The 24,775-nt window shown below is 70.5% G+C and carries 22 protein-coding genes and 1 pseudogene; 7 read left to right on the top strand and 16 right to left on the bottom strand.

What is annotated here, in order from left to right; all coding sequences use genetic code 11:
* Nucleotides 1-122: 122 nt before the first annotated feature.
* From LY40_RS14470 to LY40_RS14445, 6 genes are all read right to left on the bottom strand, one after another.
* Complete coding sequence (locus LY40_RS14470; protein ID WP_183785388.1) at nt 123-923, bottom strand: metallophosphoesterase; 801 nt, start codon at nt 921-923, stop codon at nt 123-125.
* A gap of 77 nt (nt 924-1,000) precedes the next feature.
* A complete protein-coding gene (locus LY40_RS14465; protein WP_228726010.1) occupies nt 1,001-1,801 on the bottom strand; it encodes an HAD-IIA family hydrolase in 801 nt (266 codons plus the stop codon).
* Between the two features lie 9 nt (nt 1,802-1,810).
* Nucleotides 1,811-2,965: a sulfate/molybdate ABC transporter ATP-binding protein gene (locus tag LY40_RS14460; protein WP_183782669.1), complete on the bottom strand. Its 1,155-nt coding sequence runs from the start codon at nt 2,963-2,965 to the stop codon at nt 1,811-1,813.
* On the bottom strand, nt 2,962-3,768 hold the full coding sequence (locus tag LY40_RS14455; protein ID WP_183782667.1) for an ABC transporter permease: 807 nt from the start codon (nt 3,766-3,768) through the stop codon (nt 2,962-2,964). The genes LY40_RS14460 and LY40_RS14455 overlap by 4 nt, the downstream gene beginning before the upstream one ends.
* 118 nt (nt 3,769-3,886) lie before the next feature.
* Nucleotides 3,887-4,603 (bottom strand): molybdate ABC transporter substrate-binding protein, encoded by a 717-nt coding sequence (gene modA, locus LY40_RS14450; RefSeq protein WP_258937140.1) that lies wholly within the window; start codon nt 4,601-4,603, stop codon nt 3,887-3,889.
* A 74-nt stretch (nt 4,604-4,677) separates the two neighbouring features.
* Nucleotides 4,678-5,109 (bottom strand): TOBE domain-containing protein, encoded by a 432-nt coding sequence (locus tag LY40_RS14445; RefSeq protein ID WP_258937139.1) that lies wholly within the window; start codon nt 5,107-5,109, stop codon nt 4,678-4,680.
* Between the two features lie 114 nt (nt 5,110-5,223).
* On the opposite strand from LY40_RS14445, the gene moaA reads away from it, so the two are divergent.
* From moaA to LY40_RS14430, 3 genes are all read left to right on the top strand, one after another.
* A complete protein-coding gene (gene moaA / locus LY40_RS14440) occupies nt 5,224-6,360 on the top strand; it encodes a GTP 3',8-cyclase MoaA (RefSeq protein ID WP_372497730.1) in 1,137 nt (378 codons plus the stop codon).
* A 16-nt stretch (nt 6,361-6,376) separates the two neighbouring features.
* Nucleotides 6,377-6,631: a MoaD/ThiS family protein gene (locus tag LY40_RS14435; RefSeq protein ID WP_258937137.1), complete on the top strand. Its 255-nt coding sequence runs from the start codon at nt 6,377-6,379 to the stop codon at nt 6,629-6,631.
* Between the two features lie 1,341 nt (nt 6,632-7,972).
* Nucleotides 7,973-8,614: a transglycosylase family protein gene (locus tag LY40_RS14430; protein ID WP_183782659.1), complete on the top strand. Its 642-nt coding sequence runs from the start codon at nt 7,973-7,975 to the stop codon at nt 8,612-8,614.
* A gap of 261 nt (nt 8,615-8,875) precedes the next feature.
* Here the strand turns inward: LY40_RS14430 and LY40_RS14425 are convergent, their stop codons facing one another.
* The 4 genes and pseudogenes from LY40_RS14425 to LY40_RS14410 form a co-directional block, all read right to left on the bottom strand.
* Nucleotides 8,876-9,895 carry a molybdenum cofactor biosynthesis protein MoaE gene (locus LY40_RS14425; RefSeq protein ID WP_258937136.1) on the bottom strand — a complete coding sequence of 340 codons (1,020 nt, stop codon included), beginning with the start codon at nt 9,893-9,895 and terminating at the stop codon, nt 8,876-8,878.
* Between the two features lie 152 nt (nt 9,896-10,047).
* Nucleotides 10,048-10,533: pseudogene (gene moaC, locus LY40_RS14420) on the bottom strand (cyclic pyranopterin monophosphate synthase MoaC); the annotation flags it as partial.
* A gap of 10 nt (nt 10,534-10,543) precedes the next feature.
* The gene (locus tag LY40_RS14415) at nt 10,544-11,947 is read right to left on the bottom strand and encodes an NAD-dependent malic enzyme (protein ID WP_183782653.1); all 1,404 of its coding nucleotides are present in this window, start codon (nt 11,945-11,947) and stop codon (nt 10,544-10,546) included.
* Nucleotides 11,948-12,082: 135 nt separating this feature from the next.
* Nucleotides 12,083-12,283 (bottom strand): hypothetical protein, encoded by a 201-nt coding sequence (locus tag LY40_RS14410; protein WP_183785382.1) that lies wholly within the window; start codon nt 12,281-12,283, stop codon nt 12,083-12,085.
* Nucleotides 12,284-12,384: 101 nt separating this feature from the next.
* On the opposite strand from LY40_RS14410, the gene LY40_RS14405 reads away from it, so the two are divergent.
* Nucleotides 12,385-14,619 carry a helicase-associated domain-containing protein gene (locus LY40_RS14405; RefSeq protein ID WP_258937135.1) on the top strand — a complete coding sequence of 745 codons (2,235 nt, stop codon included), beginning with the start codon at nt 12,385-12,387 and terminating at the stop codon, nt 14,617-14,619.
* A 77-nt stretch (nt 14,620-14,696) separates the two neighbouring features.
* Here the strand turns inward: LY40_RS14405 and LY40_RS14400 are convergent, their stop codons facing one another.
* The 6 genes from LY40_RS14400 to LY40_RS14375 form a co-directional block, all read right to left on the bottom strand.
* Nucleotides 14,697-15,479: a DUF742 domain-containing protein gene (locus LY40_RS14400; protein WP_258937134.1), complete on the bottom strand. Its 783-nt coding sequence runs from the start codon at nt 15,477-15,479 to the stop codon at nt 14,697-14,699.
* Nucleotides 15,476-15,910 carry a roadblock/LC7 domain-containing protein gene (locus tag LY40_RS14395; RefSeq protein ID WP_258937133.1) on the bottom strand — a complete coding sequence of 145 codons (435 nt, stop codon included), beginning with the start codon at nt 15,908-15,910 and terminating at the stop codon, nt 15,476-15,478. Before LY40_RS14395 ends, LY40_RS14400 begins: the two co-directional genes overlap by 4 nt.
* A 218-nt stretch (nt 15,911-16,128) precedes the next feature.
* Nucleotides 16,129-16,737: a GTP-binding protein gene (locus LY40_RS14390; RefSeq protein WP_183782647.1), complete on the bottom strand. Its 609-nt coding sequence runs from the start codon at nt 16,735-16,737 to the stop codon at nt 16,129-16,131.
* Nucleotides 16,718-17,530: a DUF742 domain-containing protein gene (locus LY40_RS14385; protein WP_372497745.1), complete on the bottom strand. Its 813-nt coding sequence runs from the start codon at nt 17,528-17,530 to the stop codon at nt 16,718-16,720. Before LY40_RS14385 ends, LY40_RS14390 begins: the two co-directional genes overlap by 20 nt.
* Before the next feature lie 180 nt (nt 17,531-17,710).
* Nucleotides 17,711-18,169 carry a roadblock/LC7 domain-containing protein gene (locus LY40_RS14380; protein ID WP_183649300.1) on the bottom strand — a complete coding sequence of 153 codons (459 nt, stop codon included), beginning with the start codon at nt 18,167-18,169 and terminating at the stop codon, nt 17,711-17,713.
* A 3-nt stretch (nt 18,170-18,172) separates the two neighbouring features.
* A complete protein-coding gene (locus LY40_RS14375) occupies nt 18,173-21,517 on the bottom strand; it encodes a nitrate- and nitrite sensing domain-containing protein (protein ID WP_258937132.1) in 3,345 nt (1,114 codons plus the stop codon).
* A gap of 627 nt (nt 21,518-22,144) precedes the next feature.
* Here LY40_RS14375 and LY40_RS14370 point away from each other — a divergent pair.
* From LY40_RS14370 to LY40_RS14360, 3 genes are read left to right on the top strand one after another with little or no spacing between them, the layout of a single operon-like run.
* Entirely contained in the window at nt 22,145-23,173 is a 1,029-nt protein-coding gene (locus tag LY40_RS14370) for an ABC transporter substrate-binding protein (protein ID WP_183782641.1), read from the top strand.
* A 5-nt stretch (nt 23,174-23,178) separates the two neighbouring features.
* Nucleotides 23,179-23,949: an ABC transporter permease gene (locus tag LY40_RS14365; protein ID WP_183782639.1), complete on the top strand. Its 771-nt coding sequence runs from the start codon at nt 23,179-23,181 to the stop codon at nt 23,947-23,949.
* Nucleotides 23,946-24,764 (top strand): ABC transporter permease, encoded by an 819-nt coding sequence (locus tag LY40_RS14360; protein WP_183782637.1) that lies wholly within the window; start codon nt 23,946-23,948, stop codon nt 24,762-24,764. Before LY40_RS14365 ends, LY40_RS14360 begins: the two co-directional genes overlap by 4 nt.
* Nucleotides 24,765-24,775: the final 11 nt, after the last annotated feature.

Here is a 24,775-nt window from a genome sequence, read left to right as displayed (position 1 = left end):
GCGTGAACACCCCAACCACGCTTCGTAACACCGAATGTGCCCCCAAGGGCACCTTGGTTGCATTGAGTGCAACCAAGGTGCCCTTGGGGGCATCGACCGCCTACACCCGTTCAGCCCGGTTGTCAGTCTTCGGGCACGTACGGCAACGGGACGACGAGACAGGGGCCGCCGGCGAACAGGCCGGCGTCGATCCCGAGCACCCGGCCGCCCGCGTACAGATACGGCTGCTCGATGTCGACCGGATGGATGCCGAGCTGATCGGCGATCACGCTGTGCCCGTGCACGATCCGTTCCCCGCCGAGCTCGTCGAGCAGGGCCCGCGCCGCATCCTGGCCGTGCGGGCCGCGGAACGCGTACCGCGTGGTCATTCGCCGCCACACGTCCCACCACCGCGACAGGTCGTCGCCCGCCAGCACGTCGTGAACCGTCTCGTTGATCTTGTCGATCGACGAGCCCCACTCGAGGTATTCGAGGGTGTCGGAGTGCATCAGCAGATGGTCGCCGTCGCAGGCGAGCATCGGCCGCGTGGCCAGCCATTCGACGAGCTCGTCGGTCAGCCCGTCCTGGTCGGCCTCGCAGCCGCCGTTGATCTCCCAGCTGCGGGCGAAACTCCGCGGGCCGAAATCGGACGGCACGTCCTCGTCGCCGAACCGGTGGACACCGAGCAGCAGGATCTCGTGGTTGCCGAGGAGTGTCTCGACGCGTCCGCCCGCATCCGCGGCCTGCCGTTGCAGCTCGCGGACCAGCTTGATGGCACCGATCCCGTCGGGTCCGCGGTCGACGAAGTCGCCCAGGAACCACAGTGTCGCGGTGCCGCCCGACCAGTCGTCGGCGTCGTCGATGAGGCCTCGCTCGCGCAGCGCATCGGCCAGCTCGTCGCGGTGCCCGTGCACATCACCGACGACGAACATGTCCCCGTCCATCACCCCTCGACTTTACGCCCTCCGAACCGCGACGGTTGCGGCTGCTGCCCCTGCGGCGTCGGGAGCGCCCGAGTGGATCAGGCGGCTCCGAACGGGTCTGCGGTGCGGCCCACGAGGTCGGCGATCGTGTCGACGATCAGCGTCGGTTTGAACGGGTACCGGTCGGCTGATTCGCGGCTCGAGATCCCGGACAGCACGAGCACGGTCTTCAGTCCGGCCTCGATGCCCGAGTGCACGTCGGTGTCCATGCGGTCGCCGATCATGATCGTGTGCTCCGAGTGCGCGCCGAGCGAGCGCAGGGCGGACCGCATCATCAGCGGGTTCGGCTTGCCCACGTAGTACGGCGACTTGCCGGTGGCGCGTTCGATCAGCGCGGCGATCGACCCGGTGGCGGGCAGCACCCCCTCGCGGCTCGGCCCGGTCGGGTCGGGGTTGGTGGCGATGAAGCGGGCACCGCGCTCGATCAGCCGGATGGCGCGCGTGATGGCGGTGAAGCTGTAGGTCCGCGTCTCCCCGAGCACGACGTAGTCGGGGTCGGTCTCGGTGAGGATGTACCCGGCCTCGTGCAACGCGGTGGTCAGACCGGCCTCGCCGATGACGAAAGCCGACCCGCCGGGACGCTGTTCCTGGAGGAACTTCGCCGTCGCGAGCGCCGAGGTCCAGATCGCCGACTCCGGCACGTCCAGACCGCTGTGCAGCAGCCGCGCCCGCAGGTCGCGCGGGGTGTAGATGGAGTTGTTGGTCAGCACCAGGAAATCCACGCCGGCAGAGCGCAGCTCGGCGAGGAAGTCATCGGCGCCGGGCACGAGGTGTTCCTCGTGCACGAGCACGCCGTCCATGTCGGTGAGGTACGTCCAGGGAGCGTTCGACGAGGCCATGCGCCCACCTTAGGGCTCGGCGGCGCGGAACGGGGACGGTGACTCCACGGCGGCGTGTACCGCGACCGACGCGGCCTTCACCTCCAGCCGCACGGCCGACCCCGGTTCCAGGCCAAGCTCTGCGACCGAGGCGGGGGTCAGATCGGCCGCGATCCCCGCGGCGACGCCGCCGTCACCTGCGGTGCGGAGGCGGATCACCGCACCGTGCGGTTCGAGCGAGGCGACCCGCGCGTCGACGACGTTGCGCGGGCTGCCCGTGTGCGGGGCGTGCGCCGGATGCACGGCGACCGCCCCCGGGGCGAACACCGCCACGGCAGGTTCACCCGCTGCGCAGTCGTCGGAGCGGACGCCCGCGACGAACCGTCCGTCCGAGGCGTGGAGCCCGTCGGCGGCGGCCACGCCGGGGACGAGGTTCAGGCCGGCGATCCGCGCGGTGAACGGCGTGCGCGGCGCGGCCAGCACCTCCTTGGCCGGTCCGCGCTCCACGATGCGCCCGGCGTCGAGGACCACGACGTCGTCGGCCAGCGCCAGCGCGTCGAGCGGGTCGTGGGTGACCAGCACGGCGCAACGGTCACGTTCCGACACCGCTCCGGACCGGTCATCCGCCGCGCCGCTGCGCCGCAGCACACGCCGCAGCAGTCCGCGGACGGCGGGCGCCGCGTCGACGTCGAGTGCCGACAGCGGTTCGTCGAGCAACAGCGCCCGCGGCCTGCCCGCCAGGGCGCGGGCGATCGCCACGCGCTGCGCCTGACCCCCGGAAAGCTGGGCGGGTTTGCGCCCGGCGAGTTCGACGGCGTCCACCTCTCTGATCCACGCGCGCGCCTGCGCGCGTGCGCGCGTGCGCGTTGAGCCCTGGGACCGCGGCCCGAAGGCGACGTTCTCCGCCACGGTCAGGTGCGGCAGCAGCAGCGGATCCTGGGCGAGCAGGCCGATCCCACGGTCGTGAACCGGCACCTGCACGCCGGGCACGCTGCTCAGCGTGCGCTCGCCGAGCGTCACGGTCCCGCGGTCCGGCACCAGCAGCCCGGCCAGGCACTGCAACAGCGTCGACTTGCCGGACCCGTTCGGCCCGAGCACCGCCAGCACGCCGCCACCGGGCACGTCGAACGCCACGTCGAGGGTGAACCGGCCCCGCGTCGCCGCCACGTCCACGTGCAGGCTCATCGGTCGAACGCCTTCGGCCTGGCCACCGCGATGACCACGACGGCGACGACGATCAGCAGCAACGCCAGCGCCACGGCACTGTCGACGTCGGCCTGCGCCTGCGCGTACACCTCGAGCGGCAAGGTCCGCGTCACCCCTTCCAGACTTCCTGCGAACGTGATCGTGGCGCCGAACTCGCCCAGTGCCCGGGCGAAACTCAGCACCACACCGGAACCGAGTGCGGGCAGCAACAGCGGCAGCGTCACGCGGCGGAACACGGTCCACGGGCGCGCGCCGAGCGTCGCGGCCACGAGTTCGTATCGCTGCCCGCCCCCGCGCAGCGCACCTTCGAGGCTGACGACGAGGAACGGCATCGCCACGAACGTCTGCGCGATCACCACGGCCGTCGTCGTGAACGGCACGCTGACGCCGGCAACGACGTCGAGCAGGTAGCCGAGGAAGCCGTTGCGGCCGAGCAGGAACAGCAGTGCCAGGCCGCCCACGACGGGTGGCAGCACGAGCGGCAGCAGCACCACGGCCCGCACGAGCCGCACACCGCGGCCGCGCGCCCTGGCCAGCACCACGGCCAGTGGCACTCCGAGCACGACGCACGCGATCGTCGACAGCAAGGCCGTGACCAGCGACAGCCGCAGCGCGCTCAGGGCGGCGTCCGACGTCAGCAGCTGCGGCAGGCGGGTGTAGTCGGTCCGGACGAGCAGGCCCACGACCGGCAGCACGACCAGCGCGAGCGCGAGGCCCGCGGGAATCCACAGCACCCACGGCAACCCGGGATTCCGGTTGCGGCTCCGGCGCAGGCGGACCATGCGGCCGGAGGGCACGGCCCCGCCCGGCCCCGTGTCGCCGTGACGTGCCGTACCTCCGTCACCCCCCGTGTCGCCGCCTCCGGTGTCGCCGCTTCCCGTGTCGCCGCGGCGCAGGCCGTCACGGGGTGCCAAAACCGGCCTTCGACAGCACACGGCGACCGTCCTCGCCGAGGACCAGGTCGCGGAACTCGGCGGCGAGCTCGGGCTCGGCCGCACGGCCGGTGACCGCGATGGGGTACCGGTTCGCCGCGAGGGACGCCTCGGGAACGGGAACCTCGTCGAGCTTCCCGTCCGCGGCCCGGACATCCGTCGTGTACACGAGCCCGGCGTCGGCCTCTCCGGTGACGATCTTGTTGAGCACGTCCTTGACGTCCTGTTCCTCGCTGGCGGGGCGGAGCGTCGTCCCGGTGAGCTCCGCCAGCCGCCCGGCCGCTGCGCCGCACGGCACCTGCGGCTGGCACACCACCACGGTCGCGTCGCCGCCCGCCAGGTCGCCGAAGTCCTCGATACCGGCCGGGTTGCCGGACGGCACCGCGATCGTGAGGCGGTTGGTCGCGAACGGTTCCGGTTCGCCGGCCATGTCACTCGCGGCGTCGGCCATCACCGCTTCGTTCGCGGACGCGAACACGTCGGCCGGCGCGCCCTCCGCGATCTGACTGGCGAGCGTCGACGAGCCCGCGAGGTTGAGGCGGACGTCGACGTCGGAGTGTCGCTGTTCGAACGCCCGCTCCAGCTCACCGAACGGTTCGGTGAGCGATGCGGCCGCGAAGACGTTCAGCGTGCGGCCCTCCGAACCGCACGCGACCGTGGCGGCGATCAGCAGGCAGGCCAGCACGACCGCACCTGCCCGCCGGGCGTTTCGCCCCGTCTGCCGGGCGTTTCGCCCCGTCCGCCGGGCGCCCGGCCGCATCATCGGTCGCCTCGCGGCGTCTCGACGATCACCTGCGTCGCCTTCACGACGGTCACCGCGAGCTCGCCCGGTTTCAGGCCCAGTTCCCGGACCGCCTCCGCACTCATCAGCGACACCACGCGGTGCGGCCCGCACTGCACCTCGACCTGTGCCATGACCCCGTCGGCGACGACCTCGGTGACGAGGCCGACGAACCGGTTCCGCGCCGACCTGCCGATCTCGGTCGGATCGGCCGACTCGGCCGTCCGGTCCTCCTCCGACGACTTCACCGCCTGCCGCCTCGCGAACGCCGCCAGCTCCGCGCCGTCGACCACTTTGCGGCCCGCAGCGTCCTCGCCCGCCTCGAGCTGGCCGGCCCGCACCCACCTGCGGACCGTGTCGTCGCTGACGCCCAACAATCTCGCCGCATCGGAGAACCGAAAATGCGTCATGAATCGAACGTTATCGCCGCATCTGCGAATTGACCATGAGCGAGCGGCGAACCGGTACCAATTCGGTGCCTTCGCGATCTCACGCACTGTCGGTCCCCGGCACTAGGGTGAGTGGTGATGGCAGCGGAATCGGCGGCAGGCCACGCAACAGGCCACGGCCACAGCACCGGCGGCACGGGGAACGCGGTGAACCTCGGCACGCCGGCGGTACCCGGCGCGCGCTCGTCCGGCCCGGCCGCGACGACCCCACGCCCCGACAATCCGGCGCTGATCGACACCTTCGGCAGGGTCGCCACCGACCTGCGCGTGTCGCTGACCGACAAGTGCAACCTGCGGTGCAGCTACTGCATGCCGGCCGAAGGTCTCGAATGGATGCCCGGCGACCAGGTCCTCAGCGACGACGAGCTCGTCCGCCTCATGGACATCGCCGTCGGCAGGCTCGGCGTCACCGACATCCGCCTCACCGGCGGCGAACCACTGCTGCGGCCGCACCTCGAAGACCTGGTCGCGAGGATCACCTCGCTCGAACCGCGCCCGCGGCTGTCGATGACGACGAACGGCATCGGCTTCGCCAAGCGCGCCGAGGCGTTCGCCGAAGCGGGTCTCGACCGGATCAACGTCTCGCTCGACTCCGTCGACCCGGAGACGTTCGAGCGCATCACCCGCCGCGACCGGCTGCGCCACGTGCTCGACGGGCTCGCCGCCGCTCGCGACGCAGGCCTGGAACCGGTCAAGATCAACGCCGTGCTCATCCGCGGCGAGAACGACCACGAAGCGACGTCGCTACTGCGGTTCGCACTGGAGAACGGCTACCACCTGCGCTTCATCGAGCAGATGCCGCTCGACGCACAGCACGGCTGGGACCGCACGAACATGATCACCGCGACCGAGATCCTCGACCTGCTCTCCACGGAGTTCACGCTCACGCCGAGCCCCGCCGAACGCGGCGGCGCGCCCGCAGAACGCTGGCTGGTCGACGGCGGACCTGCCGAGGTCGGCGTCATCCCCTCGGTGACGCGGCCCTTCTGCGCCGCCTGTGAACGCACTCGGCTGACCGCCGACGGCGCCGTCCGCTCCTGCCTGTTCAGCACCGACGAGACCGACCTGCGGATGCTGCTGCGCGGCGGCGCGAGCGACGAGGACATCGCCAACGTCTGGCGCGACACGATGTGGGGCAAGCTCGCCGGGCACGAGATCAACGAGGCCGGGTTCGCACAACCGCTCCGGCCGATGAGTTCGATCGGAGGCTGACCGGGTGCCGGTTGCCGTGACGACAGTGCGCGTGCGGTACTTCGCGTCCGCGCGCGCCGCAGCAGGAGTCGAGTCCGAAGCCCTGGAGCTGCCCGCCGGGGCCACGGTGGCCGACGCGGTCGCCGCGCTGCGCACCCGGCACCCCGGCTCGCTGCCGCGGATTCTCGACGCCGCGAGCTTCCTCGTCGACGGCGTCGCGGTCCGCGACGCCGAGCGGCCACTGCCGGCCGAGGGCGAGCTCGACGTGCTGCCACCGTTCGCGGGCGGCTGACCCCACCGGAACGCTCCAGCAGTCGCGCCATCCCCGCGGGCGCCCCAGTCACTGCATGCTCCGCGGACCCGCGCGTGCGCGCGGGTCCGGGACGCCCGGCCCCTGAACTGCCCGGCCCCCAGAGCCACTGGGTCGTTAAGTGTCGCCGAGTGCCGGTCGCCGGGTGCCGGGCCGCTGAGTCCCTGCGTCGGTGCCAGCCCGGGACTATTGCGGGACCGCGCGTGGTCGGGGGACCGCGTGGTTGGGGGACCGCTGGGTTGCGGCACCGGTCGCGGCTTGGACCACCGCGTGCCGCTGAGCGGTCGAGCGCCCGAGCGACATCGACCGAGCATGCAAGCGAGCCGTTGAGCGACTGAACAGCTCCAACAGCTGAACGGCAGAACCGCTGAGTGGCGCTGAGACCGACCGAGATGACACCCGGCGCCCAGCCCTCCAGGGCGGAGCGAGTTCCGCTCACACCGCCACCCAATCGGCACAGCCACCGTTCACATCGGCCGAACCGGCGTCCCGGCACCGGCCCGTTCGTCGCAGGTGGTCGTGTCCCGGTCGCTGCCACCGGGGCGTCTCGCGGCGACCGGATGCCGCCCCGTTGCTTCCCCCGTGGTCGAACCAGTGTGCGTGACGGCCGGTCGTCCGGACCTTTCTGCGGTGTCGAACACCCCGCACCGTTCGGGTGATTCGTCCGGACCGGGAGCCGTGGCGTCGGACCCACGTACAGCCGGTCCGGACGACACCTGCAGCCCGGAGGACCGGTCTGCAGGTGGCAGGGGCCGGCATGTCCGGACCATCGCCGCATCGGTGTTACCCGCGAGTTCGCCCGGCGGCCACACGGCGGATCGACTACGGCAACACGGACCTGTCAGCGCTAGTTCACAGCCGCACCAGGCGTCCGATTCGTCGGTTTGAACCACTGCGAAGTGGCCTGCACGAACGGTCCATTCACGCCGAAATGACGTGACACAAGCCTCACGAAGAGTGAAAGATCTCGGAACGGAAACGGCGCCATAACGGCCCACTGACCTGCAATGACGGTGTCATCGCAAAAGGTTGCACGCCGTTACTGTGACCTAGGACACATACTCGAAAATTTCCGATCGGCGTTCTCGTTACGTACCGTCGCATCTCGGTTGGCCCCGACCGACCACGAGCAAGACCGGGATTCCGACGCGCCGAGCCCAGTCCGCGGAGTCCCGGACCCGACCCCGAGCGAAAGAACTTCTGGACTGGGACGAGAGGGAACGGAGCCGAACCCGCGGCACGTGCCGGCATCCCGAAAGCCGGCCAGGCTGTTACGGCCTGCCCTGCTCCACGTACGGCGCGGAAGGCGAGACCGAGTCGAAAATGGCTTATCGAGGCAAGCACCGTAAGTCCTCCACCGCTTCGCGCACCATGGCCCGGGTCGCTGTCGCGGGCCTGGCCGTGGGCGCCCCCCTGGCACTGGCTGCGACCCCCGCGCAGGCCCAGAGCGTGAACTGGGACGCCATCGCCGAGTGCGAGAGTGGCGGCGACTGGAGCATCAACACCGGCAACGGCTACTACGGCGGCCTGCAGTTCTCCCAGAGCACCTGGGAGGCCTACGGCGGCAGCGGCAACCCGGCGAACGCCTCGCGTTCCGAGCAGATCTCCGTCGCCGAGCGCGTGCTCGACGGCCAGGGCATCGGCGCGTGGCCGGTGTGCGGCGCTCAGGCCGGCTCCACCGGCAGCTACGAGAGCTCCAACACCGAGGGCTCCGCCCCGGCCCCGGCCCCGGCCGAGGAGACGGCCGAGGCCCCGGCTCCGGAGCCGGCTCCGGAGCCCGCCCCGGCCCCGGTCGCCAAGTCCAACCCGGACGGCGACTACAAGGTCAAGAAGGGCGACACGCTCAGCAAGATCGCCAAGAAGCAGGACGTCAAGGGCGGTTACCAGAAGCTCCTCGAGCTCAACGAGGGCTTCATCGACAACCCGGACTTCATCGTGGTCGACCAGAAGATCGCCACCAAGTGATCGACTGACTCCGGCCGCGTTTCCGCAAGGCGCGGGTTGCTGAGCGGAGTCGGCTACCGGCACCGCTCAGCAACGTAGGGCCCCACCGTGTCCCCCGGACGGTGGGGCCCTACGCATGTCGGAGACCTTATCGAGCAATTCGCGTGATGCGAATGTCAGCGGGCGCACTCCCACGGACGGAGCAACCGCGTGCGGCATGCGCGTGCGGCGATCGCAGCCGCACCGCGCCGGGCGCCGGGCGATTCCGACGGCTCAGACGGGTCAGGGACTGTTGACCCACTCGTCGGTGCCGTCGGTGAACCACTGGTGCTTCCACACCGGCAGTCGCGCCTTGACCTCGTCGACCAGATCCGAGCAGGTTGCGAAGGCCTCACCTCGGTGTTCGGCCGCGACGGCACACGCCAGCGCCACGTCGCCGATCTCCAGCGAACCGATGCGATGGCTGACGGCGACGGCCCGAACCCCGCCACGGCGGTTCGCCACGTCGGCGACGACCTCCGCGACGACCGACGGAGCCGACGGGTGGCCCTCGTAGTACAGCGACGACACGGTGCGTCCTCCGTCGTGGTCGCGCACCACGCCACTGAAGGTCACGACCGCTCCGGCCGCGTCATCGCCCACGAGCTCGGCGTGTTCGTCGACCGACAGCGGCTCCTCGGTGACGTCGGCCCGGAGGATCCGCACCCCGGAGCCGGCCTGCTCGCCGCCCTCGTCACCACTCCGCGCGTGATGACCGCTCCGCGCGTCACCGCGGGCCTCGGCACCGTCCCGCACATGGTCACCGTCCCGCACATGGTCGCCGCCCCGCACATGGTCGCCGCCCCGGAGCTGGTCGACCGCATGATCCAGCACCGGCTCGAGCACGCCGAGTCCGTCCTTCACCCCGCCGGTCGATCCGGGCAGGTTCACGATCAGCGTCCGGCCGGCCACCCCGGCCAGCCCACGCGACAGCATCGCCGTGGGCACGGCGTCGCCGCCCGCGGCCCGCACCGCATCCGCCAGCCCCGGCACCTCGCGGTCCAGCACCACGGCCGTCGCCTCGGGCGTGCGGTCGGTCGGCGAGATACCGGTACCACCGGTGGTGAGGACGACGTCGACCCCGTCGGCGACACAGTCGCGCAGCGCACGTTCGACCGGCTCGCCGTCGCCGACCACGATCGGATCGGGCGTTGCGTAGCCGCGCGAGGTCAGCCACTCCGCGATCAACGGACCGGTTCTGTCCTCGTACACCCCCGCCGCCGCACGCTTCGACGCGACGACGATCCTGGCCTCTCCGCTCATCACTCACCACCGGCCTGCACGTCGACGCCGCGGTCGGCGTCCTGTCGGTCGACGCCGTATTGGTCAACGCCGTGTTGGTCGACGCCGTGTTGGTCAACGCCCTGTTCCCCGGCGGCCTTCTCGTCGGTGGCCCGGGTGCGCTGATCGCCACGGGCCTCGCCACGCCGCCAGCTGCCGCTCTTGCCACCGTCCTTCGCCTCGAGGCGGACGTTGTCGAGCGTCGCCTCCGGATCGACGGCCTTGATCATGTCGTGCAGCGCGAGGCCGGCGACGGTCACCGCCGTGAGCGCCTCCATCTCGACGCCCGTCCGGTCGCTGGTGCGGGCCATCCCTTCGATGCGCACCGCCGCGTCCTCGAGCTCGAAACTCACGTCGACCTTCGTCAACGCGATCTGGTGGCACAGCGGGATGAGTTCGGGCGTCTTCTTCGCCCCCATCACACCCGCGATCCGGGCGGTGGCCAGTGCGTCGCCCTTCGGCAAGCCACCTCCCGAGATCAGGCCGACGACCTCCGCGGTCGTGCGCACCCGGCCGCTGGCGACGGCCGTTCGCGCGGTGACGTCCTTGGCGGACACGTCGACCATCCGGGCGTTGCCCGACTCGTCGACGTGGCTGAGTTCCCTCGCTGGCTGGCTCACACCGTCGAGGCTACTTCGCCTGCTTCTCCCCCGTCGCCTGCACCGCCGTGGACTTGACGGCTTCCGCCACCGCGGGGGCGACGGCGTTGTCGAACACGCTCGGCACGATGAACGACGCGTTGAGCCGGTCGTCGACGACGTCGGCGACGGCGTTGGCCGCTGCGAGGAGCATCTCGTCGTCGATGTCGCGTGCGTGGGCGTCGAGCAGACCGCGGAACACGCCGGGGAACGCCAGCACGTTGTTGATCTGGTTCGGGTAGTCGCTGCGGCCGGTGGCGACGACGGCGGCGTGCTGCTGCGCCTCGAGCGGGTCGATCTCCGGATCCGGGTTGGCGAGCGCGAACACCACGGGGTCGTCGTTCATCGTCGCGACCTGCTCCGCACCGAACAGGTTCGGGGCGGACACCCCGATGAACACGTCGGCGCCGGCCAGTGCGTCGTGCAGCGTGCCCGTCATACCGTCGGCGTTGGTGTGCTCGGCGACCCACTGCAGGTTGGGGTCCATGTTCTCGCGTCCGGTGTGGACGATGCCGTCGATGTCGACCGCGATCACGTCGGCCGGATCACGGCGCAGCAGCAGCCGGATGATCGCCGACCCGGCCGCCCCGACGCCGCTCACCACGACCCGGCAGTTCTCGATGTTCTTCTCGACCACCCGGAGGGCGTTGCGCAGCGCGGCCATCACGACGATGGCGGTGCCGTGCTGGTCGTCGTGGAACACGGGGATGTCGAGCTGTTCGCGCAGGCGAGCCTCGATCTCGAAGCAGCGCGGCGCGGCGATGTCCTCGAGATTGATGCCCGCGTAGACCGGCGCGAGGGCGCGCACGGTGCGGATGATCTCCTCGGTGTCCTGCGTGTCCAGGCACACGGGCCAGGCGTCGACGTCGGCGAACTTCTTGAACAGCGCCGCCTTTCCTTCCATGACGGGAAGTGCGGCGCCGGGGCCGATGTTGCCCAGCCCGAGGACCGCCGAACCGTCGGTGACGACGGCGACGGTGTTGCGCTTGATCGTCAGCCTGCGCGCGTCCTCGGGGTTGGCCGCGATCGCCTGGCAGACGCGCGCGACGCCCGGGGTGTAGGCACGCGAGAGATCGTCACGATTCTTCAACGCGACCTTGGGGCTGACCTCGAGTTTGCCGCCGAGGTGCATGAGGAACGTGCGGTCGGAGATCTTGCGCACCTTGACGCCGGGCAGTGCGTTCAGGGCACTCGTGATGTCCTCGGCGTGGTCGGCCGAAGCGACGTTGGCCGTGATGTCGACGACGATGGCCTCGGCATCCGAACCGACGACGTCGAACGCCGTCAGCACCCCGCCGACCTTTCCCACCGCGGTCGTCAGATCCCCGGCCGCGCTGGCCGACGGCGGTGCGTCGACTCGAACGGTGATCGAATAACCCGGGCCGGGAACCGGCATTGTCACTACCCCCGTGTCGTCAGGGAACTGCAGGATTCACCTGACAACACTAGCCGCGTGGCGGGCGTCACCGGCTCCCGACCGGGTGACTGACCGGTAACTTCGCGCTGCTCAGCGTGCGGCGCGAGGCCGGCTTCAGGAGCGCTTGTTGATCTCGGTCTGCGGGTGCTCGTACGGCACCGAGTCGAGCGGGAACGACACGTCCCCGAACGGAGAGAGCGCGCCCTGCCGGTCGGCGGCGAGTTCCGACACGGGGTGGCCGTCGTCGACCTCCGGCCATTCCGGGTCGATCCGGTCGTTCTTCCGCTCGTTGGCCTTCGCCACGTCGTCCTCCATCGCCTCGGTCCGCGGATGTGCCCGCGCGTGGGCACAGCGCAGGCCTTTCGACTCCAGCACAGTGTGCCCGATGCCGGAACCCGGGAGATATCCTGGTCACGATGCCCGCCCTCGCTCTCGCGGACTGGTTGCGCTCGCTGCCGGACGACCGAATGGCCTCGTTGCTGCGCGCTCGCCGGGACCTGGCGACGCCCCCGCCGTCCGACTCGACCGTCCTCGCGACCCGAGCGGGCACGCCGGGCTCGATCGCCAGGGCCTGTGAACAGCTCGACTCGGCGACACTGGCCACCTACGAGGGCCTCGTCGTGGCGGGTGCCGACACCGAACCGGTCACGCCGGAGCGGCTGGCCGAGTTGCTGGGCGACGAGCCCGTACCCGCCGGACTGTTCGAGCTGGCGCTGGCGTGGGACGACCCCGACACCGGCGAGATCCAGATCCCACCGGGCGCGCGGGAGACGTTCGGCCCGTTCCCCGCGGGTCTCGGCGATTCGGTGCCCTCGCTGGCCGGTACCGACCTCGACGCGCTGAACCTCGGCGATGACGAGCGCGCATTGCTGCGGAAGCTGTCCGCGGGCCCGCCGATCGGCCGCACGCGCGACGCCGCCGCCGACGTGCCGTTGGAGCTCGCCGAGACGCCGGTGCAGAAACTGCTCGCGCGTGGGCTGCTGATCCGCCGCGACGAATCGACCGTCGAGCTGCCCCGGGAACTCGGGCTGGCCCTGCGCGGCGGGTCGATCCACCGGGAGGGCGAGCTCGCCGAACCGGACCTGCCCGTCCACCCGCACGGCCAGTCCACTGTGGACGAGGCAGGTGCCGGCGAGACGATGGAGCTGCTGCGGCATGCGGAGACGCTGTTGCGCACGTGGTCTGACACGCCGTCCCCGGTGCTGAAGTCCGGTGGGCTCGGCGTGCGCGAGATCAAGCGGCTCGCACGCGACGTGGACGTCGACGAGACCCGGCTGGCGCTGCTCGCCGAGCTCGTGGCCGGTGCGGGCCTCGTCGCGGCGAGCGACGACGCCACGCCGGAATGGGTACCGACCACGCTGACGGATTCGTGGTTGTCGTCGCCGCCGGCGATCAGGTGGATGACACTCGCACAGGCGTGGTTGGACCTGCCCCGACTACCGGGGCTGGCCGGACAGCGGGACGAGAAGGACAAGGCGTTGGCGGCGCTGTCGGAGGAACTGCGCAGGCCGAACGCGCCGATGCTGCGCAGGCGGGCCCTGACCACGCTGTCGGAGTTGTCGGGCGGCGCGGGCGTGAAGAGCGTCGACGAGCTCGTCAATTACCTCGCCTGGCACGCGCCGCGCAAGGGCGGACGGCTCCGCGACGACATCACCCGCGCCACGATGTCCGAGGGCGCCGCGCTCGGCATGGTGGCGCTCGGCGCGATCACCTCGGCCGCGGCGGCCCTGCTCGACGACGACGCGCACACCGCGGCGAGCGCCATGGCCGACGCGATGCCCACGCCGGTCGAGGAGGTCCTCGTCCAGGCCGATCTGACCGTCGTGGCCCCCGGTCCGCTCGAGGCGGACCTGGCCGCCGAGATCACCGCGGTCGCCGACGTCGAATCGGCGGGTCACGCGACCGTCTACCGCGTCACCGAGGCATCCGTCCGGCGGGCCCTCGACACCGGCCGCACGGCCGACGACCTGCACGAACTGTTCCGTACCCGCTCCGCGACGCCCGTGCCGCAGGGGCTGACGTATCTGATCGACGACGTCGCCCGCCGCCACGGCCGACTCCGCGGCGGTGCGGCGGCATCGTTCCTGCGCTGCGACGACGAAGTGCTCATCGCCGAGGTGATGGCGCATTCCGTGGCCGCCGACCACGACCTGCGCAAGATCGCCCCGACCGTGCTCGTCAGTCCGTATCCGCTGGCCGAACTGCTCGATGCACTGCGCGGCGCCGGTTTCACCCCGGCTGCCGAGGGCCCCGACGGGCGCATCCTCGACCTGCGTCCCAGCGGACGGCGGATACCGGCCAGGAACCGGCCCACCCAGCGCACCGCACACGCACCGGCGCCGATCAGCGAGGACCAGGTCTCGGCCGTGCTGGCGCACATCCGCGCGGGCGATCGTGCGGCGACGACGCGGCGCGGCACGACCGTTCGCCTTCCTGCGGGCGGCGGGGCGGACACGTCGGCCACGATGGCGCTGCTGGCGCAGGCCACGCGCGAGCAGCGCGAGGTGTGGATCGGGTTCGTCGACTCCCACGGCACGGCCACCCAGCGCATCGTCACCCCGGTGCGGGTCGGCGGCGGCATCCTCGAAGGCTCGGACAACGAGCGCTATCCGCTGCACCGGATCACCTCGGCCGCCCTCGTCGAAGCCTGAGCGCAGGCGCGTCGGCGCGTCAGGGAGAGCAGGGCCGCGTCGGGGAGGGGCAGAGCGACGGGAGTGACAGTCGCGGGTCAGAGGGCCTTGAGGCCCTCCAGGATGCGCTCCATGAAGGCCTGCGAGGAGCGGTCGCCCGTCACCATGCCCGGCCGCTGGATCGACACCGCGCCGGCGTCGGCCAGGTCGGAGACGATCACCTTCACCACGCCCAGCGGCAGGCGCGCGTACGCGGCGATCTCGGCGATCGACTTGACCTCCTCGGCGCACAGGTCGCAGATGAACCGCTGCACCGTCGAGGCGACCGCACCGGACGCGATCGCACCGGCGACGTCGCCGGCCGACACCAGCGACTCGAGCTGAAGGTCGGTGGCCGGAGCGACCCGTCCGCCGGTACGTGCGTACGGGCGGACCAGCGACCGGTGCATCCGCCGTGGCCCCGCGGGCCGCGAGGCGCCGCGGCCGCGTCCCTCCGGCATGTCCGCCCGTGAGGCGGGCGGGAAGGACGGCGACGACGAGCTCCGCCGCGGTGCCGGCGGCCGCGACTCGGGCGGGAACTGCTCCGAGGGGAACTGCCCGGGTGGGAACTGCTCGGGTGGGAACTGCTCCGGCGGGAACGATGCGGACGGTTCCTCCGGAGGGAACTGCTCCGAGGGAAACCGCTCGGCCGGAAAGGAACCGGGCGGCTGCTGCGGGGGCGGAAACCGCTCCGCGGAGTGGCGGCCCGAGGGAGATCGTCCCGGCGGGAGCTGCCGCGGCAGGCTGCCGAGGTCGAACCGATCCGGCGAGTCGTGCTCCCGCTGGCCGCCCTGGTGCAGCGCGTCCCAGTCGGACGGGTCCCATTCGTGCGTCGGCGTCACCGGGCCCCACCACCGCTGTGCAGCAGTCGGCCACCGTCCTGGCCGAGCCGGTCGGCCAGCACCGCCATCTCGTAGGCGAGCACGCCGATATCGGTCGACGGGGCCGCCAGCGCCGCCAGGCAGGACCCTTCGCCGACCGACATGAGGAACAGATAACCGCGATCCATTTCGACCACAGTCTGATTGACGCGGCCACCGTTGAACGACTCCGCCGCGCCGCGTGTGAGCGACACCAGCCCCGAGGCGACGGCCGACAGCTGGTCGGCCCTGTCACGCGGTAGCCCGTCGGAGGCCGACAGCAACATCCCGTCGGCGGACACGACGATCGCGTGGGCCGCGCCGGAGACCCGGCGCACGAAGTCGGTGAGGAGACCGCCGACGTCGCCGCGGGGCCCGGGATCGGTCACTGTCCCTCCTTCGCACGCGCACATCGGCTCGGGCGTCAGAGTATTAGGCGCCCGAAGCGGGTTCGACCTCGAGGTCCCCGGTCACGCGCGGTTTCACCTGAGCGGCGGCATCCGGCGATACGCGGAGTCCTACCCCGCGCACGTCACCCCGTACCCGAGAAGTGACGACATCGCTCGAATCGGCCGTCGGCAAGCACCGCGGCCGGAACCGCTGAGCAGGCCGGCTACACGTTCGGCGTAGCTCAGCCTGCCTGAAGGGCGGAGTCGTGGGCGATCGCGTGCTGCACGACCGAGATCAGCACCTGTTTGGCCGAGTCCCGCTGCCGTGCGTCGCAGGCCATGATCGGAACCGAAGGGGAGATCGTCAGTGCGTGCCGGACGTCCTCGATCGAGTGGTGCAGCAGCCGGTCGAAGCAGTTGATGGCCACGATGTACGGCAGCTTGCGGTTCTCGAAGAAGTCGATCGACGGGAACGCGTCGGCCAGCCGCCGCGTGTCGACCAGCACGACCGCGCCGATGGCGCCCTTCGCCAGGTCGTCCCACATGAACCAGAACCGGTGCTGGCCCGGCGTGCCGAAGACGTAGAGCACCAGGTCGGAGTCGAGCGAGATCCGGCCGAAGTCCATGGCGACCGTCGTGGTCGCCTTCTGCGGCGTCGCGGACAGGTCGTCCACGGACACACTCGCCTCGGTCATCGACGCCTCGGTCGTCAGCGGGTCGATCTCCGACACCGCACCGACCAGAGTCGTCTTCCCGACGCCGAAACCACCCGCGACCACGATCTTCGTCGAGGACGTGGGTCCTCCAGCGGCAGGCGCAGGTGTGTCGGAATCAAATTCGCCGAAGGCCACTGAGAACCCTTTCCATGAATTCGATACTGGGCCGGTCGCCCACCATGGTGTTCGTGTTCGGGGAGTGCACCAGCACCAGCCCCAGACCGGCAACGTCACCAACCAGAACCCGCACCACACCGAGCGGCATCTTCAGCAGGGCGGCCACCTCGGCGACCGACCTGGTGTCGAGGCAGAGCCCGCAGATGTGCTTGTGCTCCGGTACCCGCACCCCGTCGAGCCGCCTGCCCTGTTCCGACGTCGAGATCAGGGTCTCGATCGCGAGGTCCTGGCTCGGCCGGGTGCGGCCTTTCGTACGAAAGTACGGTCGGACCAGCCCGGAACTCTCGGACGGTGTTTCCTCTGGCACCGGTCCGGAACCTCCCAGGTCGATCCGCTGCGGTCCGAACGTGTCGCCCGACGGCTGACGGGGTACGGGTGAGGGGCGGAACCCGTCGTCCACCGGCGGGAACCTGCCGGTGCCGAAGTCACCGGTGCGCCACTCGCCCGTGTCGTAGCCGTCGCGGCGGAGCTCGTCATCGTAGCGGTCGAAATCACGGGCGAACTCATTGCGCCCGCTGAGCGAGTTCTCCGCGTACGGCACGTGATAGCCGCTGCTGAAATCCGGGTGCTCACGTTCGGGTGAGCCGCTGCGGTGCGGCACGTCGTGTGAGCCGTACAGCTCCGAGCCCGGCCCGCCGAGCAGCCGTTCCCGGTATTCGGAGACGCTGAAGTCGGCGGGATCGCCGCCCGAGTCCTCGTCCGACTGGTACAGCCAGTCGCTGCCGCGGTCCACCCGTTTGCTGGGTCTGATCGGCCGCCACGCCTCGTCGGCGCGACCGTCCTGCTCGTCCGGCGGACCGGGCTGTTGCCCCCGGTCCCACCGTCGATCACCTCGTGAGTGCCCGGAATCCACGGCGGTCTCCTCAGTGTGTGCTCACTGTCGGTGGATACATCATCGGCAACCTTGCGCCAAGTCCTCGTGACGGTGAGCTCACCGGCGGGTGCTGCCCTGCAGCTGGGCACGCAGTTCCGGGGTCATCTGCTGGCCGACGCGGTCGACCAGCAGGGTCATCTCGTACACGACCAGACCGATGTCGCTGTCCGGTGCGCCGAGCACGGCGAGACAGGAGCCGTCGGAGACCGACATCAGGAACAGGAAGCCGTTGGCCATCTCGACGACGGTCTGGGCCACCGGCCCGCCCTCGAAGACCTGCGCGGCGCCCCGAGCCAGCGACGTCAACCCCGACGCCACCGCGGCCAGCTGGTCGGCACGGTCCTTCGGCAGGCCCTTCGAGGACGCCAGCAGCAGCCCGTCCGCGGACACGACCACGGAATGTGCGACCCCGGGAACCCGGTGCACGAAGTCGGTGATGAGCCAGGCGAAGCTCCCGGCCTGGCCGGAGTTGCCCTGCCGGGGCGTACCCGGCTGCATCGAACCAGCGCGTGTCAACTCTTACTCCTTCGCCCCGTGAACGCCGTTGTCGGTCGAACCGTTCGACTCGGCCTCGGACTGTGTGCCTGTTTGATCCGGTTGTTCTTTCAGTGCGTGCCTGCCGCTGGTGAACCCGCGCTGGAACGAGGCCATGCGATTACGGGCTGCCTCGGCCGAACGCGACACGGCGGGCTTCGCCGTCGCCGTGGGGGCGGCCGCAGCGGGGTCGGCTTCCGCGCCCGCGCTGCTGGCAGGGGTGGTGTCGCTCGCCTCGGTGACCGAGCCCGGCACCAGATACGCGTTCGGCACCCGCTTCGGCAGGCCCGCCGTCGTGATCTCCTCACCCTTCGGCTCGAGCAGCGACTGCGCCGCTTCCCAACCGGTGTCCGACACGCTCCGCCAGTCCTCCTGTACTCCTCCGGCGGAGGCGCCACCGGAAGAAGCGCCGGCGAGTGCGGTGCCTGCGTCCGCGACGTCGCTGGTCTGATCGCCGGCCCCTGCCTCCGGCACGTCTTCTTCTTCCTCGCTGAACCAGCGCGACAACACCGACTGGTATATCGGCAGCCGCTTCGTCGGCGCTTCTTCCTCCAGCGCCGCACTCTCTGTTCCAGCCTGTGCCGCACCTGCCGCCGCAGCGGCACCTGCGGCACCCGTGGTCCCGTTACCGCTGATCCCCTGCGACGTTCCGGAACCGGCCGCCGATTCCGGCGACACGTAGCGCGGCTCACGCTTCGGCAGCGCGAGCGGGTTGTCCTCGGGCACCGTACCGGCAGCGGACCCGCCGTCGCCGGTCGTGTCCGGCCAGCCGTTGCCGTTACCGATGTCTGCCGGCTGCTGCGGCGGCCACGAGGGCTGCGCCGACCCGGTCGTCTCACCCGGCGTGCGCTTCGGCAGGGCGTCCGGTTCCTGCTCGGCGGGGCTCACGAACGGGCCCGCGGCCTTGTTCGGACCGCCGACCAGGTCGTCGAGGCTGATCGGCTGGTCGAGTGGCGTCAGCCCGGGCTGGCCGTCCTCGGAGCCGCCGCCGGCCGGGCCGGAGGCCGCGGGCATGACGGTCGTCGCCGGGTCACCGCCACCCGGAGCGCCCGACAGGTAGTCGAGCTCGGATGCGTCCTCCGGGACGTCCTCTGCACTCGGCCACCGCGAGCCGTCGAAGGCTTGCGCCGGTTCGAACGCGCTCGTCGGCTGCGCGGCCGTGGCGTCCGGCACGGGCCCGCCGACACCTTCGGCGTCGGCGAGCCGCCGCATCGGCAGCTCGGCCGCGGCGGGCACCCCGGCGTACGACCCGTTGTGCTGGCCGCCCATCGCCGGGGTCATGCCGGCCGGGCCGCCCGGCGCGTCGGTGAGCAGTTCCCGCGGCACGACGACCCTGGCGACGACGCCGCCCTCGATGTCCTCGTTCTCGCGGAGCCGGACATCGATGCCGTGCCGCTGCGCCAGGCGTGCCACCACGTACAGACCCATGCGCCGGGTCACCGACACGTCCAGGTCCGGCGGGTCGGCCAGCCGCTCGTTGGCCTCGGCGAACTGCTCCTCGCTCATGCCGACACCGCGGTCGGTGATCTGGATGGCCAGCGAACGCTTGCGGGTCACCGCGGCCCGCACGCTGATCCTGGTATCGGGCTCGGAGAAGTAGGTGGCGTTGTCGAGCAGTTCCGCCAGGAGGTGCACCAGGTCGTTGACGGCGCGGCCGTGCACGGCGACGTCCGGCACGCTGCCGACCTCGACACGGGCGTACTGTTCGATCTCCGACACCGAGGCACCGACGACGTCGGCGGCGGGCACCGGCTTGGCCATGGACTTCGACAGGCCGGCCCCGGAAAGGACCAGCAGGCTCTCGCCGTTACGGCGGAGCCGGGTCGCGAGGTGGTCGAGCTCGAACAGGTGCGCCAGCTGATCCGGGTCCTGCTCTTCGGATTCGAGACTGTCGATCACGCCGAGCTGACGTTCCACGAGCCGCTGACTGCGCCGCGAGAGGTTGACGAAGATGCCGTTGACGTTCTCCCGCAGCAGCGCCTGCTCGGCGGCCATGCGCACGGCCCGTTCGTGCACCACGTCGAACGACCGGGCGACTTCGCCGATCTCCTCCTTGGTCTCCACCGGCACGGGGCTGATGCCCTTGCGGGAGGCCTCCATCGGGTTCGGGTCGGCCAGGATGCGGCGCACGGTCTCCGGCAGCCGGACGTAGGCGACCTCGAGCGCGTTCTCCCGCAGCGTCCGCAGCGGCGCGAGCATCGACCGCGACACGTAGAGCATCAGAGCCAGCGCCGCGATCAGGGCGATGGCGACGATGGCGGCGTCACGCCAGGCGGCGAACGTCGTGTCCTCGGCGAGACCGGCCGACTGCTGTTCCAGGTCGCTCAGCAGGCCGGACTCGGCCTCCCGGTAGTTGTCGCGGGTGACGGCGAGGTCGTTGACGAACTCCTGCCGGTTGATCTGCGGCGGCTCGTCGTTCGCGACGCGGGCGAATGCCTGGTCGCGCACCATCTGCCTGCGGTCGATCTCCGGGGCGGAGACGGTGTCGGTGAAGTACTGCCGCTGTTGCAGCGAGGCGTAGGCGTTGAAGTCCTCGGACGCCGACTCACCGCTGGCCATGGCGTCCCTGGCGTCGTCGACCATGTACTGCGGGAAGTCGTTCTGCTGCGCGGCCAGCGAGACGATCGCACCTTCGAGGGAGATGTACTCCTTGGCTTCCGACAGTGCGTGGATCGCGTTGCTGTCGCGGAGCAGGTCCCGGTCGTTGATCGCGGTCGTGACCTCCCGGTCCAGCTGGACCAGGCCGGTGATGAGCAGGGTGTACTGGTCGAGCAGGGTGCGCGGGGTCATCGCGCCTTCGGTGACCGCCTGCCGCATGGATTCGAGCACGCCGAGCCGGTTCACCCCGGAGTCGTAACGCGCCTGCATCGCCGGGTCGTCGACGGTGAGTTCGCCCGCCAGGTCGTTCAGCCGCCCTACCGCGGTGTCGACCTGGTCGACCTGGGCGTTGAACAGGTTCGCCCGTTCGGTGTTGCCGGGGTTGGCACCCAGTTTGAGCACCGCGAGTTCGCGTTCGATCTGGAGCTGGTGGACGACGTCGCTGATCTGGTCGGCCAGCTGGACCTGGTCGGCGGTCTGCCGCAGCTGATTCGCCCGGTCGAGGGATTCGTAGACGCGCAGGCCCCCGAGCACGAGCGCGGTGATCGTGGGAATGATCAGAATCAGCGCGAGTTTTGACCGGAGCCGCCAGTTGCGCAGACCACGTCCGGAACCGCCGCTGCCGGCCCCGCCGGCCGACGGGGAGGCAGTCGCCTCGGCGGTCGGGCCGTCAGGGCCGCCGTCGCCGCCGGCCTGCCCTTCCTCCGCCTTCTCGTCGAGCACTACGAGCACACTCCCAAAGTTCGAGCCCTACGGCTCCTGCCGATTTGCCGTCCCGACCGGGACCTGCCGGCCCGGGGACCCGGTGCACCAGCAACGGCGGTGGCGACCGACCGCCCCACCGGGGCGCTCGGCCCCGGCACCTCGCGGATGCAACCGCTCAGTACGTACGCCTCCCGGATGAGCGCCGCATCCCGACGCGAAGCACCGCACACCCGTCAACGGTCTTCCTCCGTCGCGGGATCATCGATCCCTCGTCGTCGACAGACACTCATTTCAGTGAGCGTGCAACCCGATTCCCGAGTAGGCAGAGGCAGAGAGTAGCGAACGACCTGTTAGCACGTAACCCTCTTAGGTTAGAACAGGGCGAAGCCCACCGTCCCGTTACTCAGCGTTCACCTTCGTGGTCTATAACCCAGGATTCGGAAACACGTTCAGTAGTGTTTCATAATCCAACTCAGTGCCGGGAGGGTGACATCCAACACTCACTCCTTGGTACTGAGCACCCGTTGTGATCGCTTTGCCTGCTTAATAGAGTGGGGCCGCATCTTCGGTGCGCCCGGTTCGGACCAGCGATCCTCGCAGGTCTGCGCCATTGTGGTCACCCCACGCCATCATCTAGTCCCACGAGGAGTTGCCTTGCGTCCATCACAACGCCGCGCCAGCGGTCGGCGCCTCGCCGCGCTCACCGCCGGCCTCGCCGTGTTCGCCTCCGTCAGCGGTTGTGGCCTCCTCGGCGGTTCGGATGAGGACGACAGCGGCAACGCCCAGGTCGAGAAGTCGAAGGTCAACGTGTCGATCCAGGGCACGATCGACCTCGCCGCCTTCCACCTCGCCCGCGAGCGGGGCTACTTCTCCGACGAAGGCCTCCAGGTCAACCCGATCAAGGTCGACAGCGCCGACAAGGGCTTCAACAAGCTCAACTCGGGTGAGGTCGACATCATCTATTCGGGTTACACCGGCTTCTTCGACCAGCAGGCCGCGGGAACGATGGACCTCAAGCTGATCGCCGACGCCTCCTCGGCGGCACCGAAGTCCAACGCGGTCATGGTGCCGAAGAACTCGCCGCTCGAGGAGCCGAAGGACCTCGAGGGCAAGACGGTCGGCGTGACCCCGGAAGGCACCCTGGCCGACATCCTCACCAAGGCGTGGGCCGAGGCGAACGACGTCGACCTCGACAAGGTCAACTGGAAGCCCGGCGGGTTCAGCACCTCGCAGAAGGGCCTCGGCAAGGACATCGACGCGGCGTTCTTCCCCGACCCCTTCATCGCCATGAACCAGAAGGAGCTCGGCGCCGAGTCGCGGTGGGACCCGATGACCGGCCCGCTGAAGGACCTGCCGATGGCCGGCTACGGCACCACCGCCGAGTTCGCGGACGAGAACCCCAAGACGGTCGCCGCGTTCCAGCGCGCCATGGTCAAGGCCAGCAACGAGGCCGAGACCGCCGACCGCACCGAGGTGATCGACCCGCTGCTGGTCGAGCACGTCGGCCTGCCCGAGGACCTCGCCCCGATGACGACACTGCTCACCTTCGAGAGCAGCCTCGACCCCGAGCGCATCCAGCGAGTGCCGGACCTGATGGTCGACCGCGGCGCCCTCGAGAACAACATCGACGTCAAGGACATGATCATCCCGCCGGACACCGGCGAGGATGACTCGGCCAAGTAACCGGCGTGCGCACATTCGCCAAAGGTCTCACCGGCCTGCTCGGTTTCTTCCTGCTGTGGGAGATCACCGTGCAGGCCGGTGTGCTGCCGGACTACTGGGTTCCGCCGGCCAGCGAGGTAGCCACCACCTTCGTCGAGCTGCTCGGTGACCGCGAGTTCCTCCTCGGAGTCGTTGCCACCCTGCTGGCCTGGCTGATCGCACTCGGCGTCGCCATCGGCATCGGCGTACCCGCCGGGCTGCTGCTCGGCAGCGTCCCCGCACTGCAATCGGCCAGCCGAGCGCTCATCGAGTTCCTGCGCCCCATCCCCGCCGTCGCGCTGATCCCGCTGGTCATGGTGACCATCGGCAGCGGTCCCGACGCCAAGATCACGCTCGCCGTGTACGCCGCGGTGTGGCCGATCCTGTTCAACACGATCTACGCCTTCGGCGAGATCGACCCCGTCCTGCTCGATTCGGCCCGCGCGACCGGCGCCAACCGCAGGCAGGCCCTCACCTGGGTTGCCCTGCCCCACGCCGCACCGTTCATCTTCACCGGCGTCCGCGTCGCCGCGTCCATCGCGCTCATCGCGGTCATCAGTGTCGAGTACATCGCCGCGTCGGAGGTCGGCCTCGGCCGCTACATCCTCGAAGGCGGCATGAACAACGGCCACCTCGACCAGGTCATGGCGGGCACGGTGCTCGCGGGCCTGGCCGGCTGGGCGATCAACTCCGCTCTCGTCGGCAGCGGCAAGCGGCTGTTCCGCTGGGCCGACACCGAGGAAAGGGCGACCCGATGAGCATCACGACCGCCGCCGCCAAACGCGGTCGCATCCTCGGCTCGGCCGCGGTGACCTGGCTCGTGTTCGCCGCGGCCCTGCTGCTGTGGGAACTGATCGCCATCGGCGCCGACAGTGTCTACTTCCCCCGGATGACGGAGATCGTCGCCACCGGGGCCGACGTGCTGCTGTCCGGACCGGCGTGGCGGCTGATGCTCGGCGACGCCGTGTTCGACATCGTGCTGCCCAGCCTGGCGACGGCTCTCGGCGCGTGGGCCCTGTCCGCCCTGATCGGCGTCGCGCTCGGCACGGCACTCGGCCGCTCGAGCTGGGCGATGGACTACTGCGGCACGCTGATCTCGTTCCTGCGTTCCGTACCGCCGGTGACCCTGATGCCCGCCTTCATGGTGATGTTCGGCATCGGGGTGCAGATGGAGATCGCGGCTATCGTGTTCTCCACGCTGTGGCCGATCGTGCTGAACACCGTCGACGGCGTCCGCTCGGTCGACCAGGTCAAGACCGACACCGCCCGCTCGCTCGGCACGCCGCGGCGGTACTGGATCGGCATGATCGTGCTGCCGGCCGCGATGCCGAAGATCTTCGCCGGGCTGCGGCTGAGCCTGTCGATCGCCATCCTGCTGATGGTGGTCGCCGAGATCGTCGGCGGCAGTGGCATCGGCCTCCGCCTGTCCACGACGCAGTCGACGGTCCAGTACCCCGAAATGTGGTTCTGGGTGCTGCTGCTCGGCGTGCTCGGCTACGCGCTCAACAGCGCACTGCTGGCGGTCGAACGGCTCGTGCTCGGCTGGCAGCCCACCCGTGGGGACGACGCGTGAGCGCCCGCGAC

It is taken from the genome of Prauserella salsuginis (genome assembly GCF_024648885.1).
Taxonomy (GTDB): Bacteria; Actinomycetota; Actinomycetes; order Mycobacteriales; family Pseudonocardiaceae; genus Prauserella; species Prauserella salsuginis.
Note: the sequence above shows the minus strand (reverse complement) of the source record. Positions and strands in the feature narration are given on the sequence as shown.

Coding starts and splice junctions, on each gene's coding strand:
- LY40_RS14470 (WP_183785388.1), bottom strand. CDS start 923: ATGGACGGGGACATGTTCGTCGTCGGTGATGTGCACGGGCACCGCGAC.
- LY40_RS14465 (WP_228726010.1), bottom strand. CDS start 1,801: ATGGCCTCGTCGAACGCTCCCTGGACGTACCTCACCGACATGGACGGC.
- LY40_RS14460 (WP_183782669.1), bottom strand. CDS start 2,965: ATGAGCCTGCACGTGGACGTGGCGGCGACGCGGGGCCGGTTCACCCTC.
- LY40_RS14455 (WP_183782667.1), bottom strand. CDS start 3,768: ATGGTCCGCCTGCGCCGGAGCCGCAACCGGAATCCCGGGTTGCCGTGG.
- LY40_RS14445 (WP_258937139.1), bottom strand. CDS start 5,109: ATGACGCATTTTCGGTTCTCCGATGCGGCGAGATTGTTGGGCGTCAGC.
- LY40_RS14430 (WP_183782659.1), top strand. CDS start 7,973: ATGGCTTATCGAGGCAAGCACCGTAAGTCCTCCACCGCTTCGCGCACC.
- LY40_RS14425 (WP_258937136.1), bottom strand. CDS start 9,895: ATGAGCGGAGAGGCCAGGATCGTCGTCGCGTCGAAGCGTGCGGCGGCG.
- LY40_RS14415 (WP_183782653.1), bottom strand. CDS start 11,947: ATGCCGGTTCCCGGCCCGGGTTATTCGATCACCGTTCGAGTCGACGCA.
- LY40_RS14410 (WP_183785382.1), bottom strand. CDS start 12,283: ATGGAGGACGACGTGGCGAAGGCCAACGAGCGGAAGAACGACCGGATC.
- LY40_RS14405 (WP_258937135.1), top strand. CDS start 12,385: ATGCCCGCCCTCGCTCTCGCGGACTGGTTGCGCTCGCTGCCGGACGAC.
- LY40_RS14395 (WP_258937133.1), bottom strand. CDS start 15,910: ATGTGCGCGTGCGAAGGAGGGACAGTGACCGATCCCGGGCCCCGCGGC.
- LY40_RS14360 (WP_183782637.1), top strand. CDS start 23,946: ATGAGCATCACGACCGCCGCCGCCAAACGCGGTCGCATCCTCGGCTCG.